At 63.8% G+C, this 25,361-nt stretch carries 18 protein-coding genes and 2 tRNA genes; 8 read left to right on the top strand and 12 right to left on the bottom strand.

All coding sequences use genetic code 11. The features are described from left to right. Window positions 1-4: 4 nt before the first annotated feature. On the top strand, window positions 5-4,201 hold the full coding sequence (locus QRN42_RS09480) for a DUF4011 domain-containing protein (RefSeq protein ID WP_284978977.1): 4,197 nt from the start codon (window positions 5-7) through the stop codon (window positions 4,199-4,201). Window positions 4,202-4,227: 26 nt separating this feature from the next. On the opposite strand, the gene QRN42_RS09475 is transcribed toward QRN42_RS09480, so the two are convergent. From QRN42_RS09475 to QRN42_RS09465, 3 genes are all read right to left on the bottom strand, one after another. Beyond that, window positions 4,228-5,043 carry an RcpC/CpaB family pilus assembly protein gene (locus tag QRN42_RS09475; protein WP_284978976.1) on the bottom strand — a complete coding sequence of 272 codons (816 nt, stop codon included), beginning with the start codon at window positions 5,041-5,043 and terminating at the stop codon, window positions 4,228-4,230. A gap of 85 nt (window positions 5,044-5,128) precedes the next feature. Continuing rightward, complete coding sequence (locus tag QRN42_RS09470) at window positions 5,129-5,395, bottom strand: FmdB family zinc ribbon protein (RefSeq protein WP_284978975.1); 267 nt, start codon at window positions 5,393-5,395, stop codon at window positions 5,129-5,131. Between the two features lie 151 nt (window positions 5,396-5,546). Next, window positions 5,547-6,152, bottom strand: coding sequence for a 5-formyltetrahydrofolate cyclo-ligase (locus QRN42_RS09465; protein WP_284978974.1), 606 nt, complete (start codon window positions 6,150-6,152; stop codon window positions 5,547-5,549). A gap of 106 nt (window positions 6,153-6,258) precedes the next feature. Here QRN42_RS09465 and galU point away from each other — a divergent pair, with 106 nt between their 5' ends. The 5 genes from galU (at window position 6,259) to QRN42_RS09440 (ending at window position 9,742) form a co-directional block, all read left to right on the top strand. After that, on the top strand, window positions 6,259-7,164 hold the full coding sequence (galU, locus tag QRN42_RS09460) for a UTP--glucose-1-phosphate uridylyltransferase GalU (RefSeq protein WP_284978973.1): 906 nt from the start codon (window positions 6,259-6,261) through the stop codon (window positions 7,162-7,164). Window positions 7,165-7,169: 5 nt separating this feature from the next. Next, window positions 7,170-7,781 (top strand): GNAT family N-acetyltransferase, encoded by a 612-nt coding sequence (locus QRN42_RS09455; protein ID WP_284978972.1) that lies wholly within the window; start codon window positions 7,170-7,172, stop codon window positions 7,779-7,781. Window positions 7,782-7,905: 124 nt separating this feature from the next. Then, a complete protein-coding gene (locus QRN42_RS09450) occupies window positions 7,906-8,826 on the top strand; it encodes a hypothetical protein (protein ID WP_284978971.1) in 921 nt (306 codons plus the stop codon). 3 nt (window positions 8,827-8,829) lie between these two features. Further along, window positions 8,830-9,630, top strand: coding sequence for an SDR family oxidoreductase (locus QRN42_RS09445; protein WP_284978970.1), 801 nt, complete (start codon window positions 8,830-8,832; stop codon window positions 9,628-9,630). Between the two features lie 36 nt (window positions 9,631-9,666). Further along, window positions 9,667-9,742: transfer RNA gene (locus tag QRN42_RS09440), tRNA-Ala, on the top strand. A 72-nt stretch (window positions 9,743-9,814) separates the two neighbouring features. Here QRN42_RS09440 and QRN42_RS09435 read toward each other — a convergent pair. The 3 genes from QRN42_RS09435 to QRN42_RS09425 form a co-directional block, all read right to left on the bottom strand. Then, a complete protein-coding gene (locus tag QRN42_RS09435) occupies window positions 9,815-11,182 on the bottom strand; it encodes a protein kinase domain-containing protein (protein WP_284978969.1) in 1,368 nt (455 codons plus the stop codon). A 350-nt stretch (window positions 11,183-11,532) separates the two neighbouring features. Further along, entirely contained in the window at window positions 11,533-12,438 is a 906-nt protein-coding gene (locus QRN42_RS09430) for a DMT family transporter (RefSeq protein WP_284978968.1), read from the bottom strand. A gap of 162 nt (window positions 12,439-12,600) precedes the next feature. Further along, window positions 12,601-13,860, bottom strand: a complete 1,260-nt coding sequence (locus tag QRN42_RS09425; RefSeq protein WP_284978967.1) for a phosphatidylserine decarboxylase family protein — start codon at window positions 13,858-13,860, stop codon at window positions 12,601-12,603. A gap of 203 nt (window positions 13,861-14,063) precedes the next feature. Between QRN42_RS09425 and QRN42_RS09420 the strand changes: the two genes are divergently transcribed. Beyond that, entirely contained in the window at window positions 14,064-15,497 is a 1,434-nt protein-coding gene (locus tag QRN42_RS09420) for an S-layer homology domain-containing protein (RefSeq protein WP_502869488.1), read from the top strand. 4 nt (window positions 15,498-15,501) lie between these two features. Here the strand turns inward: QRN42_RS09420 and selB are convergent, their stop codons facing one another. The 3 genes from selB to QRN42_RS09405 form a co-directional block, all read right to left on the bottom strand. Further along, entirely contained in the window at window positions 15,502-17,325 is a 1,824-nt protein-coding gene (gene selB / locus QRN42_RS09415; protein WP_284978966.1) for a selenocysteine-specific translation elongation factor, read from the bottom strand. Between the two features lie 3 nt (window positions 17,326-17,328). Continuing rightward, window positions 17,329-18,720, bottom strand: coding sequence for an L-seryl-tRNA(Sec) selenium transferase (gene selA, locus QRN42_RS09410; protein WP_284978965.1), 1,392 nt, complete (start codon window positions 18,718-18,720; stop codon window positions 17,329-17,331). Window positions 18,721-18,755: 35 nt separating this feature from the next. Next, window positions 18,756-18,850 (bottom strand) — tRNA-Sec (locus tag QRN42_RS09405). Between the two features lie 57 nt (window positions 18,851-18,907). Here QRN42_RS09405 and selD point away from each other — a divergent pair. Continuing rightward, window positions 18,908-19,918 (top strand): selenide, water dikinase SelD, encoded by a 1,011-nt coding sequence (gene selD, locus QRN42_RS09400; protein WP_284979044.1) that lies wholly within the window; start codon window positions 18,908-18,910, stop codon window positions 19,916-19,918. A gap of 4 nt (window positions 19,919-19,922) precedes the next feature. On the opposite strand, the gene nrfD is transcribed toward selD, so the two are convergent. The 3 genes from nrfD to fdh are packed head-to-tail and all read right to left on the bottom strand — an operon-like array spanning window position 19,923 to window position 25,321. Continuing rightward, the gene (gene nrfD, locus QRN42_RS09395) at window positions 19,923-21,029 is read right to left on the bottom strand and encodes an NrfD/PsrC family molybdoenzyme membrane anchor subunit (RefSeq protein ID WP_284977305.1); all 1,107 of its coding nucleotides are present in this window, start codon (window positions 21,027-21,029) and stop codon (window positions 19,923-19,925) included. Continuing rightward, complete coding sequence (locus QRN42_RS09390; protein WP_284978964.1) at window positions 21,026-22,021, bottom strand: 4Fe-4S dicluster domain-containing protein; 996 nt, start codon at window positions 22,019-22,021, stop codon at window positions 21,026-21,028. Before QRN42_RS09390 ends, nrfD begins: the two co-directional genes overlap by 4 nt. Further along, window positions 22,022-25,321, bottom strand: coding sequence for a formate dehydrogenase (fdh, locus tag QRN42_RS09385; protein WP_284978963.1), 3,300 nt, complete (start codon window positions 25,319-25,321; stop codon window positions 22,022-22,024). Window positions 25,322-25,361 lie beyond the last annotated feature (40 nt).

Raw genomic sequence — 25,361 nt, 5'->3', positions numbered from 1 at the left:
AGGTATGCCGGTATGGTCTAAGGCGTCTAAAGCGAGCAAAGAGAAGAAGGCAGAAGTTGTGTCAGTAGGTCAAGGCCAGGAAGAGGGCTCCGAAGAGCTCAAGAAATGGCTGTCTGGTCTCAAGCCCGTCACAGGGGCGGATACGATGCTGCGCTTCGTCAAAACGCCGGAGGGCGCCATTGATTTGAGCAACGCCCACCCGTCAGGGTTGGCGCAATTGCTCGCTGGGCGGAAAACCCGCCTGTCCACCCTGATCAGGGACCGCCAGCAGTATTTGGTAGCGGCCCGGGCGGCCCGGAATATTCGTTCGAAAATCTTCGAACTCAGCAACGATCGCGGCATCGAGGCCGGATACTTATCTGCGGGAACGGTGGTCTGGACATCGGCCGTGGGCGGGAAGCCCCAGCGCGTTTCAGCGCCCGTAATGCTGACCTCCATCATGCTGACGGTCCGTCCCGGCGAGGACGACTACGAGCTGCAGCTGACCGAGCAGGCCCGGATGAACCCTGCTTTGGTGCGGCACTTGAAAACCGTGCACGGCATTGTCTTTGACGTTAACGCGGTGGCACGCATGGCCTACAACACGGCCCGGCTTGATCCCCAGCCGGTCTTGGATCGCTTGACCACCCTTGTGCGGCCTATCCATGGCGCCGAGGTGGAGTTTAATTTGCTGGTTACCACCCTGGCGGACCTGTCAGGCAATCTCGATGATCCCTGGATCAATATGAACAATCCGCTGGTCGCCGCTCTTGCCACGGTCGCGAACGGCGGCGACGTCGAACCCGAGCCGATCAAGTCGGGCAGGTTCCCCAGCCTGGACGATCGTGACCCGGCGGACGAGCTGCTCCTGTTGGATGCAGACACCGATCAGCAGTATGTTGTGGACGCGGTCCGTGCCGGTGACTCCCTCGTTGTCAGCACACCCCCAGGCAGCGGACAAACGCAGACGGCAATTAACGCCATCGGTGCACTCGTGAGCCAGGGCAAATCCGTTCTTGTGGTGGGTGACCGGCAGTCCAGCTTGATGGGCCTGTCCGCCCACTTGGAGGCGCTGGGTCTCGGCTCCATGTTCTTCCGTCCGGGAAACGGCACCACGCCGCAGCAGCTCAAGGGCCAGTTGGTGCAGGCCATCATGCGAAACGAGAAGGCCCTCGAGCCTCAGCTCGGAAACCTTCACCAGACCTTGATCGGGCACCGCCATGCCCTGATGGACCATGTTGCCTCATTGCATAATGTCCGTGAGCGTTGGGGGTGCTCGCCGTACCAGGCGATGCAGTCCCTCGCCGAATTGACTTCCATCCACCCCGCTCCTTCAACCACTGTGCGCCTGAAACGCAGCGTCTTGGACAATATTCGGGACCGCGAGGAGTTGGCTGGCCGTTTGCGCCGGGCCGCTGAGCTGGGCAGCTTTAGCAAGGACGCTACGTCCAGCCCGTGGTACGGCGCCCGTTTGGTGAACCGGAAAGAGACTGAGGAAGCGCAACTGCTGACTCGCGTGGCGGCAGAGAAGCTTCCTGTGTTGCGCGAACGCATGAAGGCGGTGTCCGACCATGCCGAGATCCGTTTGGGGGAGACCTTCGCCGAGTGGGGCGCGCAACTGGAGCTTCTCATTGCCGTGCGGGAGAGCTTGGACAAATTCACTCCCGACATTTTTGATCGCCCGGTGCACGACCTCATTTCGGCCACGGCCACGTCCGCATGGCGTCGTGAGCACAACGTGGAGATGCCGTCCATGCAGCGCTCCCGGTTGCGGCGCGTCGCAAAAGAATATGTCAGGCCGGGCGTTCATATCGCCGACCTTCACAGCTCGTTGGTTCTGGTCCAGGAGCAACGTGCGTTGTGGGCCGACTATGCCACCACCCAACGCCACCCCGCTGTGCCTTCCGGACTCGCCGACCTCGGGGTTCTCTACCGCGAGTTGGACAACGAGCTGCGGCGTCTCGGGGAAGCCCTCAAGCACACCGCAGCCGGCGGCTCTCTGCGTGAAACGCCCTATGCGGAGCTGACGGAGCGCTTGGGACGGCTCGTGGAGGACGCGGCCACCTTGGAGACCCTCCCGGAGCGGACACTCCTAATTGAGGAAATGCGCGAGCATGGTCTGGGAGAGTTGCTCGCCGATCTTGCTGCCCGTGAAGTCCCCGCCGAATCGGTGGCGGCGGAACTGGATTTGGCGTGGTGGCAGTCTGCGCTGGAAGCAATGATCAGTGGCGATGACTATCTTGCTATGTCGGACGGCGATTCGCTGCGCCGCCTCGAAGCTGAATTCCGTCTCGCCGATCAGGCACACATCGCCAGTGGCGCTGCACGCCTGCGCTGGCAGTTGGCCGAAAAGTGGCGGCAGGGCATTCTCGAGCATCCGCGCCAAGCCGAGCTACTCCGGGCGTTGTTGAAGGACGGTCGGGTGACATTGCCGGCTTTGAGTGCGCAGGCTCCCGACCTCGTCCCGTTGTTGGTTCCTGTGTGGTCAGTTAGCCCCTACCTTCTGACGGGCGTTCTTCCTGCGGAGCAGAAGTTCGATGCCGTGGTGGTGATCGACGCCGAATCGACCTCCTTGCAGGCGGTCCTGCCGGCGATATCCAGGGCTCGCCAGGTGATCGCCTTCGGAGACGGCAAGATCGGCAATGCACGTACCTTCAGTGTCGCGGTGGAGCCGCCCGTGGCAGGGGTAGCCAGCCATGTTGCCGTGGATAGTGCGTTTAAGTCGTTGGCTCGGGTGTTGCCTACGTGGCAGCTCAACTGGGTGTATCGCGCGGTTGATGAGGACCTGATCCTTCAGCTCAGCAAGAATTATTACGACGGCGGCTTGCGGCGCCTCCCCGACGGAAGCTCCGTCACTGGCTTGGATCGGTCCATCCTGGTGGAGTACATTCCCGACGGCACCGGGCTGCCCGGTGCCGATCACGAAGGGGTGGAATCCGTAACTGCCGAGGTCAACCGCGTGGTGGATCTGGTCTTTGAACACGCGCGGCTGCGTCCGCGGACGTCCTTGGCCGTGGTTACTGCGAGCCTTCGCCACGCAGCGCGTATTGGTGAAGCGATCAGGCTCCAATTGCCTAATCACCCATTGCTTTCCCCGTTCTTCGGGGCAGGACCGGAATCCTTCCGCGTAGTGGATTTGGAGCGGGCCCAGGGCTTGGTGCGGGACCACGTGATCTTCTCGCTCGGTTACGGACGCACCCCGCACGGGCGCGCCCTCCACTCCTTTGGCCCCCTGTCCACAGAGGGCGGACGGAACCGGTTTGCTCTGGCCATGACGCGTGCACGGCGGTCCATGCACGTGCTGAGTTGCTTCCGTCCTGAGGACCTCGACCTGGATCGGCTGGCCCACGGCGCCGTGGACTTCTATGAGTTGCTTGATCGGGAGCTTTCCGGCAACAGCAACCTGGGTACTCCTACTTCCCGCGCGGTAGCCAGCGAACAAGCCCTGGGGGAGGACCCCCTGGTTGCTGACCTCGGGGAGCGCCTGCGCGCCAGGGGCGCACGGGTATGGCATCTTTACGACGGCGTCCTTGACATCGCCGCCGCTGCGGACCCTGTTCATACCATTGGACGGGAAGGCGCGGAGATCCCCACGCCGGTTGCCATCGAGTCTGACGGTACTGAGCGGTACCGTCGGATGAGCGTCCGTGAGCGCAGCAGGCTCCGGCCCCAACTGCTGGAGCGCATGGGATGGCGCTACATGTCCCTTTGGACCATTGAGGTGTTTACCGATCCTTCCTCGTGTGCAGACCGCATTGGTTCCTACCTGGGCCTTGAAAACCACATTCTTCAGTCATCTGCCGCACCTCAGCATGGCTTCCTTGACATGGATGTTGAAGAATTGAATGTGGGCGGTGGGCAGCCAATCTTCGCGGCGGCTTCTTCGGCCAGGAGATCACGCGAAACGCCTCAATCGCACGGATATGGGGCTTCGGTGGCCAGTCAAGACGTGGAGAAAGCAGTAGGTATGGAACCGGACGGAAACCAGCGGGACACCGCCGGAGAAGCCGACAGGACAGAAGCGGTGGCATCCTCGTCGGACGGATCACGAGCGGATGGCACTCCTGATCAGCAGGCAGCCGACGTGACCTCCACGAAACCGTCATCTGGCGGCATTCTTCCGACCAAAGCGGCCGAGGACGATCCCCGGCGCTGGGGCGACGAATCCGGATACGATCATGAGCAGTGGTTGAAGGAGCAGAAACCCCCTCACTGGGGGTGAACGGCAGGCGGCGCGTCCGACGTCGTTCATTGCTGGTGCTCCAGCACAAAGAAAAGCTTGCCTTGCGTGGATGCGCCGGCAAGCTTTTCTGCTTGCAGGGGGTCGGCGGCGACGACGACCAAACCGTCCGTGTCGCTGGTCCCGAGCCACTCGCCAGGCTTTCCACCGTGGGCCGATGTCCAGAGCACTGGAACCGGGCCAGCGAGCACTTCGCTCTTCCGGGATTCGGCATAGGAACTGTCCGCTGTGAGAACCACCGTTACCAACTGGCCGGGGGACAGGAGCTGGATGGAGGAGGGGTCCGCCATCCGCAGTGGAACTGCCGAAGTTCCTGCGGGGGCACCTGTGAGGAGGGCGGGGCCCAGGAGAACCGACTCAGACGGGATCTGTCCGCGGCGTAGTGGGGCGGCCAACTGGCGACCCACCAGGGGTTTGGCGTCTTGGAGTGCACCAGCCAGAGCGACGTCCGTCGGCACTCCAATGGTGGTGAAGTCGTTGCCCGTGAGGCTTGTGCCCACTGGAAGGTCCCTGGCAGCAACTACCACGCTGACGCGTTGCGGTGGCTCGGGAGTCAACTGTTGGACTGCCAAGCCTGCGGCAAGGCATAGAAGCAGGACAACCGTAAGCCGGCGGTTCCGTCCCACCCAGGACCCCCAGCGCAACCTCAAAGGGCGCGTCTGCCGGAACCCGCGCGCCTGGGCCCGCTGGAGCTTGCCGGTTTTTCCTCGTCCAGGCCCTGCCCGCAGTTGCTGGACGCGCATCGAGGGGAACGTTCTAGGAGGAGTGGCTGACGCCGCCCGTTCAGCACGGGCCAGGAGGGTGGTGCGCGATGTTTGAGGCATGCGGCCACGCTAACGTCGTGCATCCATGCGGGGACAGCTGCTCGTCTCCCTATGTGGAGAACGCCCTATGTGGAGAACTTAGGGCCTAGCTGGTAGCTGCGGCAGGTGCCGGGGCGGCCGCGGCTGGCGCAGCAGCGGGCGCAGCCGGAGCAGGCGAAACCGTGCTGCCCTTGGTGTCGCGTGAGTCGGTCCGGTAAAACCCGGAGCCCTTAAAGACAACGCCGACGCTGTTGAACTTCTTGCGCAAAGAACCCTTGCATTCGGGGCACTCCGTCAGGGAGCTGTCAGAGAAAGACTGGACGATGTCAAAGGCATGGCCACAGTCCTTGCAGGCGTACGCGTAAGTGGGCACTGAATTCCTCCTTTGGGACAAAGTTCAGGTCCTGGGCGGCGGAAGCGGGAGATCCGCATTAGCAGTCGCAGGGCCTGAGTGCCAATTCTATCATCCAGTGCGCGGCAGTTCCGGCACCGGCCTACCCCGGCAGCAAAGGCGCTACGCCGGTCTAGGCTCCCGCCAGCATCCGGACAATTCCTGAAGGTGTCAGGACCTCCGGCACTGGGCGATCAAAGCCTTCGGCGGGGATGGAGCCCGCGGGTAAGAGGTCCTCGTCGTAGATGACCGCAATGCTGGGGGGCCGTAGTCCGGACGAGTCCAAGCCGTCCAATAGCCGGTCGTAGTAGCCCCCGCCTTGTCCTATGCGGCTGCCAGCCAGGTCCACCGCCGTCGCCGGCATGAAGATTCCGGCGGTTCCGGCAATGACCGCACTGTCCAAGCGTTCGCCCTCCGGCTCGTCGATAGGGGCGTAGGCAGAGCGGACAAAAGCCGTGTCCGGAGTCCAGTACACCCAGCTCAACTGCCGATCGGGTTCGCAGACCGGTAGGAGGACCCTGTGGCCTTCTGCGTAGAGGGCCTCGATGAGCGGCATGGTTGGCGGTTCGTGGGCGACTCCAACGTAGAGTGCGAACTCGCCCGTGGATCCGCCGGCCACCCGTGCTGCCCACTCTTTACCATGAACGCTGATCGATGCCCCCGCAGCTGACCGTTGTTCGGGGGTCAGGGCACTGCGGCAGAGTCGTCGCGAGCTGCGGATCTCTTCTTTGCTAAGCATCTGGGTCCCATCATATTGGCGTCGGGTACAGAGTAATCCCGCAATAGTGCAGTCCGGCTCGGCGGGGGTTTACCCGTTGCCGTGCTACTTCCGTTAGATTAGTCCGGTGACTCTCGATAACAATGCTGTCCGTAAAGCTGTCATCCCTGCCGCGGGTCTTGGTACCCGTTTCCTTCCCGCCACCAAGGCGATGCCAAAGGAAATGCTGCCGGTGGTCGACAAGCCAGCCATCCAGTACGTCGTCGAAGAAGCGGTCAAGGTTGGCCTGCACGACGTCCTGATGATCACCGGACGCAGCAAACGCGCTCTGGAAGATCACTTTGACCGGGTGCCGGCGCTGGAAGCGACGCTGGCCGAGAAGGGCGATACGGCCAAGCTTGAAGCCATCCAGTCAGCCACCAACCTCGGTGACATCCACTACGTCAGGCAAGGCGACGCCAAAGGCCTGGGCCACGCGGTCCTGCGTGCAAAGCAGCACGTAGGGCATGAGCCGTTCGCCGTTCTGCTCGGCGATGACCTCATCGATCCCAAAGATGACCTCTTGAGCGAAATGATTGCCGTCCAACAGAAGACCGGCGGCTCCGTGGTGGCCCTCATCGAAGTGGAGCCTTCGAAGATCAGCGCCTACGGTTGTGCCGACGTCGAGGACATTGGCGAGGACGGCTACGTCCGGATCAAGCAGCTTGTGGAAAAGCCGTCTCCGGAAGAGGCGCCGTCGAACCTGGCCGTCATCGGCCGCTACGTTCTGCACCCGGCAGTGTTCGATGTTCTGGAGAAAACCGAACCCGGGCGTGGCGGGGAAATCCAACTTACCGATGCCCTTGAGGTCCTTGCTGGTGGCGACGGTGAAGGCTATGGGGTCTATGGTGTGGTATTCCGGGGCCGCCGCTATGACACCGGCGACAAATTGAGCTACCTGAAGGCCTGCATCGAGCTTGCCTGTGAGCGTGAGGACCTCGGTCCCGAGCTCCGGGAGTGGCTGCCCAACTTCACCGCCAACCTTCCCCAATAGCGCGGATGTACGGCTCTGCGATCTGGCCGGTAACGCTGGAATGCGGAGACTTGGCGCTGCGGCCCATCCGTTATCGCGACCGGCGGGAGTGGTCCGACGTCCGGTCCCGCAACGGGGAGTGGCTGGCGCCCTGGGAAGCCTCGAACCCGGAACCCGGGGGACGCCTGCCCAGCTACCGCCAGATGGTGGCGTCGCTCCATAACCAGGCAAGACAGGCCACTGCGCTGCCGTTCCTCATCACCGAACGGACAGCTGGCTACCGCGATCCTAAAATCGTCGGTCAACTGACTGTTTCCTCCATCATCTGGGGTTCGGCAATGATGGCAACCCTGGGTTATTGGGTTGACAAGGATCGGGCCGGCCATGGCATTGCGCCTACCGCGGTTGCCATGGCCACCGATCATTGCTTCGCGGTGCTGGGCTTGCACCGCATGGAAATCAACATTCGCCCTGAGAACGCGCCAAGCCTTCGGGTGGTGGAAAAGCTGGGGTTCCGTGATGAGGGGTACCGCGAACGGTATCTCCACATCAACGGGGAATGGGCCGACCATCGCTCCTTCGCGTTGACTTCAGACGAGGTTCCGGAGGGACTGCTCCGCCGCTGGCTCCGAGGATAAAACGGCAGGTCAAGCGCTGGTTTTGGACCTTCTTCGGGGGCATCTGCAGTCATTTGCCGACTCGGCCACGACACACCGACGGCAATGCGGCGGACCTCAGCTATTTGCTTCTACCGTTTTGAATGTGGACTTCCCTCTCAGCAGCTCCCTGGTGCTCGTTGTCACTGTCGCGCTGTGGATGGTGTGGGTGGCGCCCTATGTTTTGCGGAACAGGCGGCAGCAAGTCCTCACGGCCTCGCTGCCAGTTGAGGCATTCACCGACGAACCCAATCAACCGCACCCAGGGGTGGTACTGACTTTGGCACCTCAGCAGGAGAAACCGATGGAGACCATGCACGGCAAAGCACAGGCGTCACCCTCGGATTCCGGAGCGGTTGGGATGCCCAGGAAAAGGCCGGCAGCGGACCCCTTCAGCATTCGTTATGCCCGGTTCACCATTGCGCTTGCCGGGCTTGCCCTGCTGCTGACGGCCATTGTTTCAGGCGTCCTGCGGGTTCTCGGTACGGGCTCCGCTTGGGTGCCGGTGCTTTCCCTTTTCGGTGCGGTGATCGCCGTCGTTATCCTGCGCAGGCTCGCCCTCAAGGATCGCCGTGCCCGGCGGGCGGTGCGTCCAGCGCCGGTCCAGTCGCCAGCGTGGATCCGCAGGGACGAAACCCCTGCGGTGCCGAAAGAAACCACAGTGTTCGACGCCGAAGCCGGGCGCAAAGAGCCGGCACGCCTTTCCGCTTCGGAACTTCGTGAGGCAGCCTTGGCTGTCGCGCTGGCCGCGGGGGATAAGCCGGGCGAAGTAACTCGAGATGCAAAGGGAGCCAGTTGGGAGCCGGTGGAGGTGCCGAAGCCCACGTACGTCGATGCTGCCAAAGCGTCCCGCCCTGCTCCCGAACCGCTGGATCTCCCGGAATCCCCCAAGCCGGTGGGCAAGCCGGTCCTTAAACAAGGTGCTGAACAGGTCGAAGCTGCTGTTGCCGCGCAAGCATCGGTTACGGCCAAGGGCAGCAGTGCGCTGAGCAACCTGGACTCTGTGTTGCAGCGCCGCCGCGCCTGACCCATGGCCACCATTTGCGTCGCGGGGGGAACGGGGCAGGTGGGCCGTGAGGTTGTCCGTATGGCGGTTGGCGCGGGCCATACGGTTTCCGTACTCGCCCGCCATGTGCCGGCCTCCGGCTCGTCGCAGCACCACGACGGCGCCACCTACTTCGCGGGCGACGTCACCACGGGGGAGGGCCTGGACGCGGCCGTAGGCGGTGTCGACGTCGTTATCGATTGCCTTGAGGCTCAGTTCGGCAAGGCGCAGAAGCAATTCGCCGACGGCGGCGGGAGGCTTCTGGCTGCGGCCCACCGGGCCGGCGTGGCCAGGGTCGTCATGTTGTCGATCGTCAACTGCGACCGCACCACATATCCGTACTATGCGTCGAAGGCCAAAAAAGAGGCGGTCTACGCGCAGGCATCCTTGGAAACAGTGGTGGTGCGGGCCACCCAGTTCCACAGCCTGGTTGCCGCGATCTTCCAATCGGGAGCGAAGCTTCGCCTGATCCCGGTCTTCAGGGGCGCGAAATTCCAGTCCATTTCACCCACCGACGTTGCCCGTGGCCTGCTTGAATCCGCGTTTGCAGTCCCGGACACGGAGCAGCACAGTGTCCGCACTCTCGGTGGCCCGGAGGTCCAGTCCATGCGGCCGATGGCTGAGCAGTGGCGCGAGATTACCGGACGAGGCGGCAGGATCGTAGAGCTGCCCCTGCCCGGACGGCTAGGGGATTTCCTCCGCGCCGGACACAACCTGAGCCCGGGTGAACGGCGTGGAACTGAGACGTTCGTGTCGTGGTTGGAAATGCGCCGCGAAACTTTGTAGCCTAGGGACACTGGCTGCGCGGAAATGCATGGTCCGGGGGCTATAGCTCAGTTGGTAGAGCGCTTCGTTCGCATCGAAGAGGTCAGGAGTTCGAATCTCCTTAGCTCCACCATTGCAAGGGCACGCAATGCGCCGACGACGACGCCTAGTGTCGGTCGCTGGCGCCGTCTGCGGATGTTCCTTGTTAAGCGCGGCTGGCGGCGGTACTGTGCAGGCGCATCTCCAGGTCGTTCATCACGATCGCCGCAAGATCTTCCAGGGAGCGGACGTCTTCCGCTGAGAATTCCCGGGCTTTCCTGTCCAGTACGCACATCGTCCCGAGGTTGTAGCCGTCCTGGGTCCGCAGTGGTACTCCTGCGTAGAATTTCAGCCCGAATTCGCCGGCGACCAGTGGGTTGGTGAGCGTGCGTGGGTCGGCGGGTGCGTTGGTGATGACCCACGGATCGTCCTGCAGGATGGCCGAGGCGCACAGCCCGGGGTCCCGGCTGATTTGCTCCACGTCAGTTCCGTGGTGGGATTTGAACCAAATCCGGTCGTGGTCCACGATGCTGACGATGGCGATAGGTACGGAAAACAACCGCGCGGCTAAGGCCGTAATCCGGTCGAAGGCCCCATCGGGGGGTGTGTCGAGAATGCCGTAGCGGTGGACCGCTTCCATCCTGGCTTCTTCGGTATCACTGCGCAATCCGGAAGTGTCGCGGTGACGCCCTGTGCCGGTGATGACTTCCTGCCTCAAAGCCAGTGAGACCTCTCGTGCCGAGGGCCGGTCATCGGGCTCCCGTGAGAGCATCGCTGTCAGCACTCGTGCCCATGCCGGGGCAAGGTCTTCGGGGATGTGGGGATCGCGCAAGAGCCGGGCAAGAGCAGATTCCAGTGGCGCCCCCGGGTAGGGAACAATACCGGTCAGGCCCTCGAGGAGGACCAGCCCCAAGGAATAGACGTCACTGGCGGTACCTACGGGCTCGCCCAAAGCTTGTTCGGGACTCAGATAAGCGGGAGTGCCTGAAGTTCCGGAGGTATCGTCCAGCCGGTCCTTGGCTGCGAGCATGGCGACGCCGAAGTCGGTGAGTTTGGCACGGACGCGGCTATCGTCGTTGTTGTAGTCGACCAACAGGATGTTCGCGGGTTTGATGTCGCGGTGCACGATGCCGTGATGGTGGATGTAGGACAAGCCATCGGCGAGATCGTGGCCGATAAGGGCCATGTGCGCGGCTGATAGTGGCCCCTGGCGTTCCCTGACGCGCAGGTCCGGGCCGCGGACCAGTTCCATCACGAGGTAGCCCTTCCGGTCATCCGGGTCCGTCAGATCGGCGCCGGCATCGAGAAGGGTCACCAAGGCGTGGTGGCTTAGACCGGCCAGAATCCGCACCTCATTCTCCTGGCGCGGGATTTGGGCCGGTTCGGCGCCCACATTCCGGAAAAGCTTCACCGCGACTTCCCGTAACAGGAGTTCGTCAGTGGCCCGGTAAACAGTTGCCAGGCTTCCGCGTCCGAGCACTTCGTGCAGGCGGTAGCGTCCCCCTAAGAGGAGCCCCGGTTTCAGCTCAGTCACAACAACCCCTCCAACGCACAGTCCCGCAATTACTTGTCGTCACCAAATGATTCATCGTCGCCCCGCGGCCCCGTCCCATTTGCTGTGACGTCCGCCTCATGGCCAAGCACTGCGAATACCCGGAGAATAGTAACCCTACTTACTATTCGGCGCAAAACGCCTCCCACTTGAGCGGTCCTCGGCTGAGGTGACGGTGATGTCTTATATCGGTGGTGACTCCGCGCGCGGTCGGCCAAGGGATTCAGTTTCAGGTGCCGCAGAGGGCTCCGGACCGATCGGGTCTCCCGGCGTCGGCTATTGCTGCCGCGTCCGGTTAAGGACGGGGAGACCCTTCGCGCGCGACCTTTAGGTCAGGGCTTGGTTTGTTGTTTTTTGACGGTGGCCAGAAGGATGACCCCGGCGATGGCGACGGCGCCCGCGAGTCCGAAGCCGAGGAACGCCAATGGCGGGGCGGCGGCGGCTTCACCGAGGACGGTGATGCCAATGGTCACGGCGACGAGCGGATCGATGACTGTCAGCCCAGCAACGACGAGCTCCGGTGTGCCGCGGGTGTGCGCGTTCTGGACCAGAAACGTCCCGGACAGGGCGGCGATGATCAGCCCTGCCAGACAGCTCATCGATAGCCATTCGAAATCACCTTGGAAGAGCCGGGCGATGACGGTTTTGGCCAGGGCCGCGACAAACCCGAAGAGGATCCCGGCGCCGGCGGTGAACACCACCGCTCCCCAGCGGCGGCGCCACAGACCAAATCCCGTGCCCAATGCGGCGAGGACGACGCCGAGCAGGATCAGGATGGTGATGAGGTGACGGTCGCTGATCTCGACGTCCTGCGCGGATACGGCCGCGACAGCAACGAACACGCCCACCCCAACTATGCACAAAGCCACTGATGTGAGAGCCCGGCGGCCGGGGGACCGGCGGGTCATCCTGGCCGTGGCCAGGGTGGTGACGACCAAGGCTACAGCGCCGACGGGTTGCACGACGATCAGGGGTGAGAACCTCAGGCTGGTCAGCTGTAGAAGGATCGCTGCTCCGAGCATCCCGGTCCCGGCGAGCCAAACAGGTTTGCGCAGGAGAGCCTGCAGGCGGCCCCCGCCCATGCTTCCGGCCGCCCGCCCCGGTGCGGCCTCCTGGCCCTCGACGGCTTTGTGCTGGAAGAGCGTCCCGAGCGCCAGTAGGACGGCCCCGGCAACGGCGATCGGAATACCGAGCCAGTGATAGGACGACAACGCCGACACAGCTGAAACGTTGATCATGAACCAACCCTACTGATTCGTCGTTGGCGCTGCCCATCCCGGATCGCCAGGTCCGGCCGTGCGGGTTCCAGTGATGCCGGCGCGCACTTCGGTGGCCAGATTCTCCCGCTCGGTGCAACTCAAGAACCAGGTACTGGCCTTACCGTTCACCCAGTCCTCCTTTCAGGACTTGGCGGTTGCAATCTTTGACCGAACCCGCACAAGGGGAGCGTTCGGATCGTGCGGCTGGGGCAGCGCATTGAGGGAGAACTGGTCGATGACGCCGGGCCGGAAGACCAGGCATTCCGTCGAGCCACCGAACTGGAAGTACCCCAGCTCATCGCCCTTATCTACATGGTGGCCGGGGACGATTTCCGGGTTGATAACGCACGACGAGACCTCGATCATGCCCACCGGGATCACGGCCATGAGGCCGATGACCGGGTCGTCCGCCTGAATCAGGATGATCGCCCGCGCGGCGACATGGGCAAGATAGGACTGCGAGACGGTGGGCTCGACCGCGTCGGCGCCCTCGGATTCCGCCTCGGAAAAGTACGTACCGTCTTTGAGGTATGCACGCACAATCGTTCCAGCGACGGGAGCGTGCCACCGGTGATAGTTCAAAGCGCTCAAGAACGCCTGGTATACGGTTCCACCGATAAATTCATCCACGGACTCGTCCCGGGCGAGCAGGTCATCGAGTGAGTAGGGCTGGTTCTTGACCCAGAAGCGGCTCTGGCGTTGAACGTCGGAACTGATCTTGTAGGGGGTGGACTCGCAGGCGCTGACGATGACCTTGTCATCCTCGGGTGCAGCGACCGGCCTGGAAGTTGGAGTGAGCCGGCGGGCGAAGAAATCATTCCACGATGTGAAGCCCCAGTGCTCGGCGAGGGCATCGTGTTGGTAGTCGTCCATCCCGACGACCTGCTGGGCCTTCTCGGACATCCACCCCGACGGGGAATCGTTGAGCACATACAGCGAATCCTCGCTGGTCAGGAACTCGCACCACGCGTCCAGGACCTTGCGGAACATGGCCACGATCCGCGGATCACGGTGGGCTGCGAACCCCGCCTCGGTTCCCATCGTCCAGTCAAGGATCGCCGTCAATGGCGTGGTGACCATGCCGCCTTCGCTGAACTCGGGTGCCGTCGTCAGCACTTCATTGATCAGCCGGAGCAGCTGGTCAATGCTGGTGAGGTGGCGTTTGCGGTAGGGCTTCGACTTGGGGACCTGGTCGATCATCTCGGTCATGTAGAGACGGACGACCGGGTCGCTGGCGATCAGTTCCTGGAACTCTACAATTACCGGGTGCAGAGGAGCGTCTTCGCCCCGGGCCTCGACCCGTTCGCGGTGCCCCGCGATCCAGTCTTCGAGGTCATCGTGGTTCTCGGGCAGCCAACCGCCCGGGCGTGGGACGCGGCGGGATGAAGTGTCGATAGTCATGACGCTGAGCCTACCCGTCCTGTTCTCGGTGAAGGCTTCGGGCCCGTGACGGATAGGTCGACTTTTACCTGTATCCCGTCCGGCCTGGTTGCTGGAATCGGCGGCGCAGGCATAGGGTACAAAGGTCGGTTCGTCAGCGCCGGCGTTATTGGGGGACGGGCATTCCGTCCGTTGGCGGGAAGGCCTTTTGTATGCTCCGTGGTGTGGTGGTGCGTGCATTGGTGTGCGTGGCTTTGGTCATAGCGGGCATATCGACGTTCCCACTGGTAGCAGAGGCCGCACCCGGAGGAAAGTCCCTCACCGCACCTGCTTCTCCCGTTCGGACGGCAACGACTCGGATGGCAACGACGAACACGTCCTCGGGCTCGTTCGCCGACGTTCCGCCGGGGTCGCAGTTCTTCACGGAAATCCAGTGGTTGGCGGCGCAAGGCATCTCCACCGGCTGGATCATGCCTGATAACAGCAAACAGTATCGCCCGCTGCTTCCTGTGGCCCGCGACGCGATGGCCGCCTTCATGTACCGTCTGGCCGGCTCCCCGGCGTTCACGGCCCCGCAGAACTCACCCTTCACGGATATCACGCCGAGCACAAAGTTCTACAAGGAGATCACCTGGCTGGCCTCCACCGGCATCAGCACCGGATACGTCGATTCCGACAAGTCCAAAACGTACCGGCCAGGGAACTCCGTGGGACGTGACGCGATGGCGGCGTTCATGTACCGCCTGGATGGCTCCCCGGCGTTCACGGCCCCGCAGAACTCACCCTTCACGGATGTGACGCCGAGCACCACGTTCTATAAAGAGATCACTTGGCTGGCCTCCACCGGTATCAGCACCGGATACACCGAGTCGGACGGCTCCAAGACGTACCGGCCACTCTTGCCTGTGGCCAGGGACGCCATGGCGGCGTTCATGTACCGCTTCTACCAGCTCACCCACCCAGCGGTGGGCAACGATGTCTCCTGGCCGCAATGCGGCTCGACTCTTCCCAGCGGACAGGCCTTCGCCATCGTCGGTGTCAATGGAGGCCGTGCGGACACCACCAATCCATGTCTCAGTACGCAGCTATCCTGGGCTGCCACCTCTTCTGGCGGGACCAGCCAGCCCGCAGTGGCCCTCTACGTCAACACCGGCAACCCTGGCACGTCCGGGTCGTGGTGGCCTCAGAGCAACACGTACGGCGGAAAAGCCGTCACCAACCCCTACGGCAACTGCACCCCCGGTTCGGTCGGCGCGGCCTGTTCCTATATGTACGGCTATGCCAAGGCTTATGACGATGCGACAGCGCGCGGGGTTGTAAACCCGGCTTCCTTCATTTGGTGGCTGGATGTGGAGACCAGCAACAGCTGGTCAACTGATACTGCTGCCAACAGGGCCGACCTCGAAGGAATGGCCGCCTACTTCATCAGTATTGGCGCCCGGACCGGGCTCTACTCGACCACCTTCCAGTGGAGCGGGATCACCGGCACCGTGCCCTTCACCAGCAACCTCTACACGCTGAACAGCTGGATCCCAGGGGCCGCGTCACTGGCCGATGCAAAAAGCAAATGCACCACCGCGCCGTTGACGGGCGGCGGCAAAGTCGCCTTGACCCAATACATCTCCGGTGCCTTCGACTACAACGTCGCGTGCCCTTGAAGGGTCAGCGCACCACACTTCGGTGACCGGCATCCAACCGTCGGGTCCAACCCCGTGAGTCAAGATACTCCAGGAGCGGAACTGCCACCCGCCTTGTTGTTCCCAGCGCCTGCCGGGCCTGGCTCGTGGTGAAGGGCTGCTCCAAGCGTGCGAGTTCGCGCATGGCCAGCGCCGGCGCCGTCGGCAGCAGGACCACACCATCGCCCAACCTCAGCAACCGCCCGGCGCGTCCGGCAGCAGCCAGCTCCCGTGCACCCAAGCCGAGCGAGACCAGTTCATCGGCCTCAGGGGCCCTGAAGGGGGCTGAAGCGAGTTTGGCCTCCACAGCTGAAACGGCCGGTTCGACGGCGCCAAGCTCACCACCGCTGCCCGCCAACCGCACGTGACCACTGTCCTGCTCCAGGCCCGCATCGCGAACCACATGGCCCAGCAGTGCCTCGGCCGGAAGTTGCAGCAGGTCTCGTGCCGCACCTTGGGACAGGCCAAGGGTCAGCGGGTCCCGCTCATGCAATGCCTTTAGCTCCGTGCGCAACCGCTCTTGCCATGCTTGATAAAGCGGGGCGTGGACCCACCAACCGCCGATGACCTTCACCCCGTCGGGAGCAGCGGCGGTGGGAGCAGCGCCGTCGTGTCCGGTTTCATCGGCTGCGGGCAGCAGGCCTAGACGGCGCAGGTGCTGTTCCTCCATGGCACCACGGCCGGCGACTTCTCCGAGCAGATCTCCACCGGCGTCCAAGCGCGAAAGGCGCTTCGCCCACTGGAGGCCATCGCCGCGGCGGCGCAGTGCCGGGGGGTCGGCATCGAGGACTTGTGCACCGCCCAAGACCATTCGGCTCCCCGGATCGCGTAACACCAAGCGGTCGCCGAGGACCAGTGGCAAAGGCCGATCAAGAACGAGCCGCGCGTGGTCTGCATCAAAGGGCCGCAGCCGGCACGGCACCGCCGCTGTGCCAGCGTGAACCATCAGGCGTTCCGGTACGTCGGTGTAGCTGACGCCGGTGGTGCGTCGGACACCAAGGACGCTAGTGGCGGCCCAAGCGCCGGGGGTGAGCAGCGCATCGCCGCGCCGGACATCGCCAGCGGAAACATCACGCAGATTCAGTGCGACCCGGTTGACCGGCCCCAGCGACGAGTACGACGTGTCGCGGCTTTGCAGCCCGCGAACGGCAACCGAACGGGAGCCGTCGTGACCCAGCAATTCCAAGCGGTCACCCTGAACGAGCGTTCCCGCTGCGAGCGTTCCGGTCACCACGGTTCCCGATCCCGCGATGGTGAACGAGCGGTCCACCCACAACCTGACCCGCCCCGAAGCGGTGGGCGAAGGCAGCTTGGCCAGTACGTCGTCGAGGGTGGCGCGCAGTTCTGCCAGTCCGGTACCCGCCGGGGCGGAAACGGCGACGGCGGGGGCATTCGCCAACCCGGTACCGGCCAACTCGCTCCGGGTTCTGGCGAGCACTTCGTCAACTCGCCCCGGAGCCCTGTCGATGCGGCTCAGGACTATAACGCCGTGTTCGATGCCCAAGGCGGCGACCGCGTCACGGTGATCGCTCGACTGCGCTTGCCAGCCCTCGTCGGCAGCAACCACAAAGCAGACCACGGGTGCCGGCCCGATGCCGGCGAGCATGTTCCCGAGGAACCTCTCGTGCCCGGGGACATCCACGAACGCGACATCACGCCCGGATGGCAGCTCTGTCCACGCATAACCCAAATCAATGGTCAGGCCCCGCCGTCGCTCTTCCTCCCAGCGGTCCGGTTCCATGCCGGTGAGGGCCCGTACAAGGGTGCTTTTCCCGCAATCGACGTGCCCGGCGGTGGCGACAACATGCACCGGCTAGGCCGTCCGTCCGGCAATTTCTTCGGTGCCCGCCACCAAAGCACGTCCCGGGCCTCGCAGCTTCGCCGTGGCCTGACGAATTGCCCGGAGAACCAGGTCGTCGTCTTGTTCGGGCACGCACCTCAGGTCCACCAAGCAGGAGCCATCGTGGACGCGGGGGAGCACCGCCGGATCGCCGGTACGCAAGGTGTGGGCCAGTGCTGCAGGGAGTTTCAGTGCCCAGCCTGGCAGTGGCACACCGGGAGCGCCACCGCCGCCAACCCGGCCGTCATGCTCCACCACCGGTACCGCCAGCGCCGCGGCCAGTCGATCAGTCCGCCTCCGCAATTGCGCCGATGTTGCATGCAGCGCCCGGGCCACCGGCGGCTCGCCGCCATTGAGCGTGGCCTCGAGCGCGGCGAGAGTCAGTTTGTCGGCGCGGACAGCACGGGCCAGGGGGTGTGTGGCGAGCCGGGAGATCATCGCGGACGTGCCCAGCAGCAAACCAGCCTGGGGACCGCCCAGGAGCTTGTCACCGCTGGCTATGACGACGTCGGCCCCGCTTGCCAAGGCTGTGGCGACGTCGGGTTCTTCCGGCAGCAGCGGATCGGGCGCCAGCAGGCCGCTGCCCAGGTCCGCGACGAGTGTAGTCCCGCGCTCCGCGGCAAGGGCGCTAAGTTCGCGTAACGGCACGGCAGAGGTGAAGCCGTCAACTCGAAAGTTGCTGGGATGAACCTTGAGTATGCAAGCGGTGTTAGGCCCGACGACGGCCTCATAGTCGCGTAGGTGGGTCCGGTTGGTGGTGCCTACTTCGCGCAGAGTGGCACCAGTGGATTCGATCAGGTCAGGAAGCCTGAAGCCCGCGCCAATTTCCACCAGCTCCCCGCGGCTCACCACGACTTCCTTGCCGGGGCCCATGGGGGCAGTGCCTGGGGAAGCCGCTGCCAATGCGGTAGTGGCCAGTACCAGTGCTGCGGCGCCGTTGTTGACCACCAAAGCGTCCTCGGCCGCGGGACAGGCCGCCAGCAACGCTGCCCGGACTCCCGCTCCGCGGCGCGAACGCGTGCCCGTGGCCAGGTCAAGCTCCACATCTACATAACCGCTGGCCGCCAAGAGCGCTTCAACGGCCGCCCCGGACAGCGGAGCTCGGCCGAGGTTGGTGTGGACAACAACACCTGTCGCGTTCAGCACCGGGCGCAGGGTAGTCGCAGTACGCGCGGCCACCGCAGCCAGCAAGGCAGGTTCAACCTCATCGGGATGAAGCTCACCGCGGCGAGCCTGCTCCTGGACCTGGCGGACGAGTTCGCTGATGACGCGGCCGCTGAGCCGCTCCCGTGCGGCCTCGACGGCAGGAAGTCCCAACAGATCGTCGGTGCGCGGTATGCGGCGGCGCGGATCGATGTGGCTCATGGTCCCTCCTCGGTCCGCGGGTTGTTGCCCGTAGTTGGCGGAGGCGGACGGGAATCGAACCCGCCAGGCCGAGATGCTCGGCCTCACCGGTTTTGAAGACCGGGGGGCCCACCAGGACCCGGACGCCACCGCGTTCAATTTAGCAGATCATCGGCAGGGGTACGCTAAGGAGGTGAACCACGCCCCTATGTCCAGCCCGAAACTTCACGAGCATGCCGCAGGCGCAGTCCGACTCACCGGCTTCGCCCACGGGGGCGGGTGTGCGTGCAAAATCCCACCCGGCGAACTCGAAGACGCCGTTCGGGGCCTCACGGGCCAGCCCGGGGCCGATGTTCTCGTGGGTCTCGACAGTGGCGACGATGCCGCAGCCGTTAGGGTCGCGGACGGTCTTGCCGTCCTCTCCACGGCCGATTTCTTCACTCCCGTTGTGGATGACGCCTTTGACTGGGGCCGGATCGCCGCCGCCAACGCGCTCTCGGACATCTATGCCATGGGTGGTCGTCCCATCATGGCGATCAACCTCGTCGGTTGGCCCCGCGACGTGCTGCCCATGGAACTGATGACCGAAGTCCTCCGGGGTGGCCTCAGCATCGCGTCCGAGGCCGGGTGCCCGGTCATTGGCGGGCATTCAATCGACGATCCAGAGCCGAAGTACGGCATGGCGGTAACCGGTCTGGCCCACCCTGACCAACTGCTGCGCAACGACGCCGCCACTGCTGGATTGCCGCTGACGCTCACCAAGCCCATCGGCGTCGGACTGCTCAATAACCGGCACAAGCAGACCGGTGAAGTGTTTGCCGAAGCCATCGCCACCATGACCGGCCTGAACCGCGACGCCGCCAACGCCGCGGTGGTGGCGGGCGCACGGGCGGCAACCGACGTCACGGGTTTTGGTTTGCTCGGACACCTTTACAAGATGTGCAGGGCCTCCGGCGTCGGCGCGGTGATAGACGTGGCTGCAGTGCCCGTCGTCGACGGCGCCCGGCAGGCACTGCGGGACGGTTACGTCTCAGGTGGAACAAGGCGCAACCTCGATTGGGTGTGTCCACATCTGCGGTCCGCTCCCGGAGTCAGCGAGGATGACCTGCTGCTTCTGGCGGACGCGCAGACCTCCGGTGGCCTGCTGGTGGTCGGAGAATTGCCGGGATATCCCGTGATCGGATACACCACTGCGGTTCCCGGTATTGAAATCCGCTGATCCCTCAGTTGGCGGTGGTGATCGAATCGTTGGTGACGCCAGCGGCCCTGCGCGCCGCGAGCCGCTTCTTTTGCGGTTCGATCGTGTAGCGCGGATCCCTTGCTGAGGAAAGCCCCGCTTCGAAGACACCGAACCGGGTCAGCGCGGAGGCAGTCAGTAACGCCACACCGGAGGCAGCGGCGACCACTCTGTGGCGTCCTCCCAGCAAAGTCCCCAGAGCTCCTGCGATGGCCAGCCGTTCGCTCCACTTAAGCATGGTCCCCGCTTTGCCCAGGTGCAGTGGCTCGGCAACCACGGGATCCATCCTGTGCTCCATGACGCGCATTGCAAGGACATCCCCCATAACCCCGACGACGGCAAGTTTCCGTGCCGGACCGGCCTCATGGACGGGAGTGGTGATCATGGCAAGCCCGGCAGAGGCCAAGGCGGCCGAACTGACGAAGACGAATGGCAATTCCTCGTGGGCGGCGTTCCATGTGGGCGTGGCAGTGTCGCCGAGAAGCACCGCTGTGTACGCCGCCAAAGGCCCGGCGAAAATGGCTGCCTCGAATCCTGCAGGGCCTTCCACTGCCCGCAAGACAGTCCGCAGCGGGCCCAACGGCAACCGGGCCCCCGTCAGTCGATCGAGCTCCGCCACGGCAACCACGCCGGCGCCGGCACTGAACGCACTGAGGATCCAGGAACCCACACTCATGGGCGATGTCACCTTGAAGGTCCGCAGCATGTTCAGGAAGCGCTCAGGCCTGCCAAGGTCCTTGACCAAGGCAACAGCACCCAGTCCTACCGCCCCAAGCGCACCCAGTCGCGCGTTCCGGCGGAGCGTGGGACGGCCGGTCAGTTGCCCGCCGAGGCCAAGGAGCGCCGAACCGGCGGCCACGCCGCCCAGGAACAAATATGCTGCAACGTCCTCGGCCCAAGGGGCTGGTTTGACCACGGGACGGCCATAGTATGAGCTGAATTCCGGCTCCGGGACCATGGGCATTTCCCGTGAACCGTCACCGCCGTCGCGGCGCCGTCCGTTGTTGCGCTGTCCGTTGCTGCGCACGCCGCCCGTTCGACGACGACGCGCCGGCTCAGGGGGACGGAAGGCATCGAACTCTGAGTGGGTCACGCTTTTCCTCCGAGGAAAGCAAAGGCGGCGGCAGCGACCATGCCGGCGACGGCCATCCCTGCGCGGCGGTACATCTGGGGCAGGTCGGCTGTGGGCACCCGTGGGTCCGGTGGAAGTCCGTACACTTCGGGTTCGTCCAGGAGCAGGAAGACCGATCCGGTTCCGCCGACGCCGTCGAGCTCGTTGGCCCCGTAAAGCCTCGCCTCGGTGAGGCCTTGCGCGTGCAGTTCTGCCACCCTCTCGCGGGCGGTCTCAACCATGGTGTCGTGGTCACCGAACTTGATGGACGTCGTCGGGCATGCCTTGGCGCAGGCAGGCGTCTCATCGTCGACAAGTCGGTCGTAGCAGAGTGTGCACTTCTGCGCGACGCCTACGTTCGGAATATCAGGATGGTCGGTGTGCTGCTCCTTCCGTTCGGAGGCGACCATGGCCGTGCCGTCGCTGCGCCGTTCAATCACGCCGAACGGGCATCCGGCAACGCAGGTTCCGCAACCGTTGCATACGTCGTCCTGAACCACCACAGTGCCGAATTCGGTGCGGAAAAGGGCTCCTGTGGGGCAGACGTCGAGGCAACCGGCGTGCGTGCAGTGCTTGCAGACGTCCGAGGACATCAACCAACGGAAATCAGCCGTGTCAGGCGGGGTCGTATCCGCAGACGCAAGGTCCGGCTGAGAGGGAGGACCGAATTTGGGCATTCCCAAACTCACGAGTGCCCGCCCTGTCTCGCGTGCTTCCTTGATGCGTTCCTGACCCTGCTCCACGAACGCGACGTGCCGCCACGTGCTTGCCCCGAGTGCCCCGGTGTTGTCATAGGAGGATCCGAGGAGTTCCAGGTTCCCGTCTCCGGGATTGTGGTTCCACTCTTTGCACGCTACTTCGCAGGCCTTGCAACCGATGCAAATGGACGTGTCCGTGAAGAACCCCTTGCGGGATTCGTGCTGCTCCCAGTGGGCGTCCACGGCCGGGTCCGTTGGTCCTGACAGCTGTCCCATCTAGTCCTCCAACGTCGAGCCGCTGCCCGGATCGGTGATTCGGGCATTTCCGGTTTCGGGCGTTATTCCTGCACGTGCTTGGTATTCCGCCACCAGGGCGAGCAAGTCCGCGCCCCGGGGCCGGCGGCCGGGTCGAATATCACACGAGGCTGCCTTGGATTCCTGGATCTGGACGTTCGGGTCCAGTGTCACGCCCAGAAGGTCGTTGGCGGCGTCACCGCTGACAATCGCGTTCGTTCCAACTCCCCAGTGATAGGGGAGCCCAATCTGGTGAACGGTATGGCCCGCTACGGTCAGGGGGGTCATCCGGTCGGTGACCAGCACTTTCGCTTCAATGGCGGACCGTGCCGAAATGATGGTGGCCCAACCAAATGGCTCAAGTCCGCGCTCGGCAGCGAGCTCGGGCGAGACTTCGCAGAACATTTCCGGTTGCAACTCCGAAAGGTAGGGCAGCCAACGGCTCATCCCGCCGGCCGTGTGGTGCTCGGTGAGGCGGTACGTGGTGAAGACGTACGGATAGATGTCCGCACCGGGGCTACCGCCACTCGGTGCACTCAGATTATCCTTGCGGCCGTACGTCATCCTTCCGGGATTCTGCTGCTGCGGATAGAGTGCGTTGGACACAGGCGATTCCTGCGGCTCGTAGTGCGTGGGCAGCGGGCCGTCCACAAGACCCTTCGGGGCGAACAACCACCCCTTCCCGTCGGCTTGCATGATGAAAGGATCATCTCCAGCCAATGCGGCCGAACCACCCAGTTCAGGGTCAGGCCGGCTTCCAGGGGCACGGTCAATCGGGAAGTCGGGGACGTCGTCGCCAACCCATTGGCCCTTTTCCTGGTCCCACCAGACGTACTTCTTCCGCTCGCTCCATGGTTTCCCGGCCGGGTCCGCCGATGCACGGTTGTAGAGAACACGCCGGTTGGCAGGCCATGCCCAGCCCCACTCAGGCGCTACGGGCCCCTGTTCCTGGCCGGGCTTCCTGTTGGCGGCGTGGTTTACCCCGTCTGCATACACGCCGGTGTAAATCCAGCATCCCGAGGAGGTTGAACCGTCTGCACGTAACTCGGTGTAGGCGGAAAGCGGTTTGCCCGCATCCGGACCCGTCAGATGGCGGCCGTTGATCTCAGCGAGCACGGCTTCGGGCTCCGGATCGCCGTGTTCGTCAACTGGGTAGTCCCACGTCAGGTCAAGGAGCGGGCGATCCCGTTCATCGGTGGAGCCAGCCAGCTTTTCACGGATCTTTTGCCCCAACAGGAAGAAGAACTGCAGCTCGCTCTGGCACTGTCCCGGTGGCGCCACAGCCTGGTGCCGCCACTGGAGCAGCCGCTGGGTTTGCGTAAACGAGCCCGCCTTCTCCACGTGGGTTGCTGCGGGCATGAAGAACACTTCGGTCTCGATGTCCTCGGTCCGCAGTTCTCCTGATTCGATCTCGGGGCCGTCCTTCCACCAGGTCGCGGACTCGATGAGGTTCAGGTCGCGGACAACCAGCCACTTCAAGTGGGACATACCCATGCGCTGCATGCGGCCGTTGGAAGATCCGACGGCGGGATTCTGACCGAGAACGAAGTAGCCCTCCACCTTGTCCTCGAGCATGGACATCACGGTCTGGTAGGTACCGTGCGGCCCGTTAAGCCTCGGAAGGTAATCGTAGGCCCAGTCGTTTTCCTTGGTGGCGGCGTCGCCCCACCAAGCCTTCAACAGGCTGATCGCGTAGGCATCAGCTTCAGCCCAAAAGCCCTTCTGCTTCTTGGACCCGATGGCTTCGACGAACTCGCGGAAAGTGTCATGACGGCCGGCGCTGGGCATCGGCAAGTATCCAGGCAACAAGTTGAACAGCGTGGGGATGTCGGACGAGCCCTGGATACTGGCATGGCCACGGAGTGCCATGATTCCGCCGCCCGGGCGGCCCATGTTTCCCAGCAACAGCTGCAAAATGGCAGCAGCACGGATGAACTGCGTTCCCAAGGTGTGCTGGGTCCATCCAACGGCGTAGGCAAAGCACGTTGTCCGGTCACGTCCGGAGTTTTCCGTGATGGCACGCGCCATGTACTCGAAATCCTCCGTGGTGATGCCACACATCTGCTGCACCATCTCCGGCGTGTACCGGGCGTAATGCCGTTTCACGATCTGGAAGACGGTCCGGGGGTCCTGCAGGGTTTCGTCCCGCTGGACTTTAGCGTGCTCCAAGGGAGGGCCACCGCTGCCGAACTGATGGCCGGCGGCACGGTCCGAAGCATCGGAGCCGTGTTCCGTTCCGGGGCCGGGCTCGTCGATGGTGTCGCCGCCCTCTTCTGCGTAGGACCACGAAGAGGGGTCATACGCACCTGTTTCGGGATCGAATCCGGAAAACAGGCCGCCGAGGTCTTCGGCGTCACGGTAATCGGCATGAACCAACGTTGCCGCATTGGTGTACGCGCTCACGTACTCCTTGAACCAGAGGTCATGAGAGATGACGTAGTTGATCAAGGCACCCAAAAGCACGACGTCGGAACCAGCCCGGATGGGAATGTGCTTGTCAGCCACCGCGGACGTACGCGTGAAACGGGGATCCACGTGGATGACTTTAGCTCCGCGTGCCTTGGCTTCGGCTACCCACTGGTAACCCACTGGGTGGCACTCCGCCATGTTGGAACCCTGAATGACGATGCAGTCGGCGTTAGCCATGTCCGGCAGTGATTGAGTCGCACCACCTCGACCAAATGAGGCTCCCAAACTGGGAACCGTAGCGGAGTGTCAAATGCGGGCTTGGTTCTCGATCTGCACGGCCCCGGCGGCGGTGAAGAGCTTCTTTATCAGGTAGTTTTCTTCATTGTCCAGAGTTGCGCCGCCCAGGGAAGCAATGCCCATGGTGCGGCGGAGCAGGCGGCCTTCCTCATCTTCCTGCTCCCAGGTTCTGCGCCGGGTCTCAATGAAACGATCTGCCACCATGTCAATGGCAGTGTCGAGGTCCAAGGTCTGCCATTGCGTGGAGCGGGGCGCCCGGTACAGCACGCTGGTCTGGCGCCCGGGGGAATTGACGAGCTGCTCGCTGGCTGACCCCTTGGGGCACAGGCGGCCGCGGGAAATCGGCGAATCGGGATCGCCTTCGATCTGGATGACCTTCTCATCCTTGACGTACACGCGTTGCCCGCAGCCAACTGCGCAGTACGGGCACACGCTCTGTACAACGCGGTCCGCGGTGGCGGTCCGGGGGGTGATCGCTTGTGTGTGCGGCGAAGTCACAGAGGGCCCACGACCCAGTAGATCGCCCGAAGTCACCTGCCGGACGACCGGCCACTGAAGAAAACTGCGGCGTGCCATGTCAGGAGCTTATCCCAGGCCGCGGCAGAATCAACAGACC

The sequence above is a fragment of the Arthrobacter sp. fls2-241-R2A-200 genome (assembly GCF_030209745.1).
Taxonomy (GTDB): Bacteria; Actinomycetota; Actinomycetes; order Actinomycetales; family Micrococcaceae; genus Arthrobacter.
Note: the sequence above shows the minus strand (reverse complement) of the source record. Positions and strands in the feature narration are given on the sequence as shown.

Excerpts from the sequence above, each read along its gene's own strand:
- QRN42_RS09480 (WP_284978977.1), top strand. The coding sequence starts at position 5 with ATGCCGGTATGGTCTAAGGCGTCTAAAGCGAGCAAAGAGAAGAAGGCA.
- QRN42_RS09475 (WP_284978976.1), bottom strand. The coding sequence starts at position 5,043 with ATGCCTCAAACATCGCGCACCACCCTCCTGGCCCGTGCTGAACGGGCG.
- QRN42_RS09465 (WP_284978974.1), bottom strand. The coding sequence starts at position 6,152 with ATGCTTAGCAAAGAAGAGATCCGCAGCTCGCGACGACTCTGCCGCAGT.
- QRN42_RS09455 (WP_284978972.1), top strand. The coding sequence starts at position 7,170 with ATGTACGGCTCTGCGATCTGGCCGGTAACGCTGGAATGCGGAGACTTG.
- QRN42_RS09445 (WP_284978970.1), top strand. The coding sequence starts at position 8,830 with ATGGCCACCATTTGCGTCGCGGGGGGAACGGGGCAGGTGGGCCGTGAG.
- QRN42_RS09430 (WP_284978968.1), bottom strand. The coding sequence starts at position 12,438 with ATGATCAACGTTTCAGCTGTGTCGGCGTTGTCGTCCTATCACTGGCTC.
- QRN42_RS09425 (WP_284978967.1), bottom strand. The coding sequence starts at position 13,860 with ATGACTATCGACACTTCATCCCGCCGCGTCCCACGCCCGGGCGGTTGG.
- selA (WP_284978965.1), bottom strand. The coding sequence starts at position 18,720 with ATGAGCCACATCGATCCGCGCCGCCGCATACCGCGCACCGACGATCTG.
- selD (WP_284979044.1), top strand. The coding sequence starts at position 18,908 with ATGTCCAGCCCGAAACTTCACGAGCATGCCGCAGGCGCAGTCCGACTC.
- QRN42_RS09390 (WP_284978964.1), bottom strand. The coding sequence starts at position 22,021 with ATGGGACAGCTGTCAGGACCAACGGACCCGGCCGTGGACGCCCACTGG.